This window comes from Streptomyces sp. NPDC001348 (genome assembly GCF_053597535.1).
The window spans coordinates 1-2,939 of sequence record NZ_JBSFIK010000034.1 but is presented as its reverse complement, the minus strand read 5'-3'; the positions used below and the strand labels follow the sequence as shown (position 1 = coordinate 2,939).

Sequence of the window (2,939 nt, the reverse complement as noted above, 5' to 3'; positions counted from 1 at the left end):
CCGCCAGCACCTTGGGGCCGAGCAGGGTCAGGGTCTGGCGGACCATCTCGATCCACCGGTCGGGAAGGTCGGACCGGCCGCGTTCGTAGAAGCGGGGGGTCACCCGTTGTTCGAGGAGGTCGTAGAGGGCGGCGGCCTCGATGTCGTCGCGGCGGTCGGGGTCGGTGCCCGCGCCGTCCGCCGTGGGGACGGCCCAGCCGAAGTCCGGCTGGAACCACTCGTCCCACCAGCCGTCCAGGACCGACAGGTTGAGGCAGCCGTTGAGGGCCGCCTTCATGCCGCTGGTACCGCACGCCTCCAGGGGGCGCAGGGGGTTGTTCAGCCAGATGTCGCACCCCGGGTAGAGCTTCTGCGCCATCGCCATGCCGTAGTCGGGGAGGAAGACGATGCGGTGGCGGACGCGCGGGTCGTCGGCGAACCGGACCAGTTCCTGGACCAGCCGCTTGCCGCCGTCGTCCGCGGGGTGCGCCTTGCCGGCGACCACGATCTGGACCGGGCGTTCCGGGTGGAGCAGCAGTTCCGTCAGCCGGTCGCGGTCACGGAGCATGAGCGTGAGGCGCTTGTACGACGGAACCCGGCGCGCGAAGCCGATCGTGAGGACGTCGGGGTCGAGGACGCCGTCGATCCAGCCCAGCTCGGCCGTACCCGCGCCCCGCTGCCGCCAGGAGGCGCGCAGCCGTTCCCGTACCTCCACCACCAGCTGCTCGCGCAGCGTGCGCCGCAGCTCCCAGATGTCCTGGTCCGGGATGTCCGCGACCGCGTCCCAGCGGTCGCTGCCGTCGACGGTGAGCGCGTCCTCGGTGCGCTGGGCACCGACCTGGCGCGCGCCGAGCCGGAAGACCTCGGGGGCGACCCAGGTCGGGGCGTGCACCCCGTTGGTGACGGAGGTGATCGGCACCTCCTCGGGGTCGAATCCCGGCCAGAGTCCGGCGAACATCTCCCGGCTGACCTGGCCGTGCAGCAACGACACGCCGTTGGCGCGCTGGGCCAGGCGCAGACCCATCACGGCCATGTTGAACAGGCCTGGGTCGCCGCCCGGGTACGTCTCCATGCCGAGCCGCAGGATGCGCTCGACGTCCATGCGCGGCAGCTCGGCGTCGGGGCCGAAGTGCCGGGCGACCAGCTCCCGGTCGAAGCGGTCGATGCCGGCCGGGACGGGGGTGTGCGTGGTGAAGACGGTCCCGGCCCGGACCGCCTCCAGGGCAGCGTCGAAGTCGAGGCCGGCCTCGCGGAGTTCGGCGATCCGCTCCAGGCCGAGGAAGCCGGCATGGCCCTCGTTGGTGTGGAAGACCTCTGGCTCGGGGTGGCCGGTGAGCCGGCAGTACGTGCGTACCGCGCGCACTCCCCCGATGCCGAGCAGCATCTCCTGCAGCAGCCGGTGCTCGCTGCCGCCGCCGTACAGCCGGTCGGTGACGCCACGTTCACCGAAGTCGTTCTCCTCGACGTCGGAGTCCAGCATCAGCAGCGGTACGCGGCCCACCTGCGCCACCCAGATCCGGGCGCGCAGCCGCTTTCCGCCGGGCAGGGCGAGGGAGACCTGGGCGGGTGTGCCGTCGGGTTCGCCGAGCAGGGCGAGGGGCAGTTCGTGCGGGTCGAGGACGGGGTAGTGCTCCTGCTGCCAGCCGTCCCGGGACAGGGTCTGCCGGAAGTAGCCGTGCCGGTACAGCAGCCCCACACCGATCAGCGGAACCCCCAGGTCACTGGCCGCCTTCAGATGGTCGCCGGCCAGGATGCCGAGGCCGCCGGAGTACTGGGGCAGGGCGGCCGTGATGCCGAACTCGGGGGAGAAGTAGGCGATCGCGGCGGGCAGGCCGGCGGGCTGCGTCTGGTACCAGCGGTCACCGGTCACGTAGTCGTTGAGGTCGTCCGCGGCCGCGGCGAGGCGGCGCAGGAACCGGCGGTCGCCGGCCAGCTCGTCGAGGCGCCCTGGGCGCACACCGCCGAGGAGCCGGACCGGGTCGCCCTCGGAGGCCGCCCAGCGTTCGGGATCGATGGACTGGAAGAGGTCGCGCGTTTCCGTGTGCCAGGACCAGCGCAGGTTGCGCGCCAGGTCGCTCAGCGGCCGGAGGGGTTCGGGGAGAACGGGACGGACGGTGAACCGACGGATCGCCTTCACATTCCACCTCGGACGGAGTGCGTGTGAGACACACGCCGTTGTGCGTCTCGTCGTCTCCCCGACGGTACCCGGGGTACCCGTACCCGCGAGGCTGGTCTTGTGTGTAGACATACGCGTGAGTAGTTAACAAAGTGCCGGATTGCCTACCCGAATAGGGTGGGAAGGCTCCTCCGGTACGCTCCCCAGGCGCATCGGTCGACCCGCAGGACCCACCTCCCCACAGTCATCCGCCCACACCCCCTCGTTGACGCGGACAGGAGCGGTCATGCCCGCCACGCACCACTCGTCAGCACCACCGACAAGCAGCAGCACACCGAGCAAGGAAACAGACAAGTCCGACAGGACGAACAGCGGGACCGCCGGCAAGAACGGCAAGAACCGCAAGAACGGTAAGAACGGTAAGAACGGTAAGGACAGTAAGAAAACCACCGGGCCGGGGACCGCGGCCGACGCCCGACTGCCCGCCCCGGAGGGGAGTTCCGCGACCGAGGGCACCGCCGTCGGCCGCATACCCGTCCTCGACGTCCGTCCGGTCGTCCAGCACGGCCGCCGGCCCGCCAAGGCGGTCGTCGGCGAGACGTTCGAGATCTCCGCGACCGTGTTCCGTGAGGGTCATGACGCCGTGGCCGCGAATGTGGTGCTGCGGGATCCCGAGGGCCGCCCGGGGCCCTTCACGCCGATGCGTGAACTCGCTCCGGGTACCGACCGCTGGGGCGCGGACGTCACTCCGGACGCGCCGGGGATGTGGACGTACTCCGTGGAGGCGTGGGGCGATCCGGTCGCCACCTGGCGGCACCACGCGCGGATCAAGGTGCCGGCGGGG

General features: G+C 71.2%; 2 protein-coding genes. One reads left to right on the top strand and one right to left on the bottom strand.

Annotation, left to right across the window (positions count from 1 at the left end; genetic code table 11):
* On the bottom strand, positions 1–2,116 hold a 2,116-nt coding region (gene glgP / locus ACWC21_RS29445; RefSeq protein ID WP_450886097.1), incomplete at its 3' end, for an alpha-glucan family phosphorylase.
* 265 nt (positions 2,117–2,381) lie between these two features.
* On the opposite strand from glgP, the gene ACWC21_RS29440 reads away from it, so the two are divergent.
* Positions 2,382–2,939 (top strand): maltotransferase domain-containing protein (locus ACWC21_RS29440; RefSeq protein WP_450886095.1); only part of this gene is annotated, 558 nt, incomplete at its 3' end.